Genomic DNA, 1,143 nt, shown 5'->3' on the forward strand with positions numbered 1-1,143 from the left:
ATCCTCCAACGCCACGGCCAGCCGCCTCTGGCCACGCTGGACCGGGCCACCGGCCAACCCGTCCGCCGCTACGAACGCTCCCGGCCAGGCGAGCTGGTCCACATCGACGTCAAGAAACTCGGCCGTATCCCCGACGGCGGCGGCCATAAGGTCCTCGGCCGGGCAGCTGGCCGCACGAACCGCAACGGCACCGGCTACGCCTACCTGCACACCGCCCTGGACGACCACTCCCGCCTGGCCTACACCGAGAACCTGACCGACGAGACCGCCGCCACCTGCGCGGCCTTCCTGCGACGGGCCACCACCTGGTTTGCCGCCCAAGGCGTCACCGTCGAGCGGGTGCTGACCGACAACGCCTGGGCCTACAGCAAGAACACCTGGCGCGACACCTGCCGTGACCTGGGCATCAGCCCACGCTGGACCCGCCCCTGGCGGCCGCAGACCAACGGCAAAGTCGAACGCTTCCACCGCACCCTGCTGGACGAGTGGGCCTACCAGCGGCCCTACACCTCAGAAGCCGAACGTCAGGCAGCGTTTCCCGGCTGGCTGGACTGGTACAACTACCACCGACCCCACACCGGAATCAGCGGCCACACCCCAGCCAGTCGCGTCACCAACCTCTCCGATCAGCACAACTAGGCCCAGCGGGCCACGAAATACCCCACGCCGTATGGCGCCTCGTCATACCGCAACTCCCCCTTCAGCCCCGCCCCTTCGCCCGCCCCCGCGAGCACCTGGAGCGGGGCGCGGCCCGCCGCCTTCAGCTCGTAGGCCAGCGTCTCGTCGAGCGCGGCGAGGGCCGCGGTGTCGGCCGACGCCAACGCCCGCGCCACCTCGGCGTCGAACGCGGCGGCACGCTCGTCGAGATAGCCCGGCGCCTTCAGCGTCCGGCACGCGCTCCCGTCGCCCATCACCAGCAGCGCGACCCGCTCCGCCGACGCGGCGAGCTTCCTTCCGACGTGGATACACCGCTCGGCCGCGAGAGGTTCCCCCACACCCAGCCCCTCGACGGGCGCCACGTCCCACCCCGCGCGTTCCAGCAGCCAGGCGCCGACCGCCAGCGACGGCGGCAGCGGCCGCCCGGGCACCCCGGCCGCGGCCTCGCCGCCCCCGGCCTCGCTGTCGACAGCCGCCCAGTCCCCG

General features: G+C 72.6%; 2 protein-coding genes. One reads left to right on the forward strand and one right to left on the reverse strand.

Annotation, left to right across the window (positions count from 1 at the left end):
* Window positions 1-639: IS481 family transposase (locus tag EEJ42_RS31450; protein ID WP_123105261.1), on the forward strand; the 639-nt coding region annotated here is incomplete at its 5' end.
* On the opposite strand, the gene EEJ42_RS31455 is transcribed toward EEJ42_RS31450, so the two are convergent.
* Window positions 636-1,143: class III extradiol ring-cleavage dioxygenase family protein (locus tag EEJ42_RS31455; protein ID WP_246097517.1), on the reverse strand; the 508-nt coding region annotated here is incomplete at its 5' end. The two genes, EEJ42_RS31450 and EEJ42_RS31455, sit on opposite strands and share 4 nt — an antisense overlap.

The sequence above is a fragment of the Streptomyces botrytidirepellens genome, assembly GCF_003721215.1.
GTDB classification, from domain to species: domain Bacteria; phylum Actinomycetota; class Actinomycetes; order Streptomycetales; family Streptomycetaceae; genus Streptomyces; species Streptomyces himastatinicus.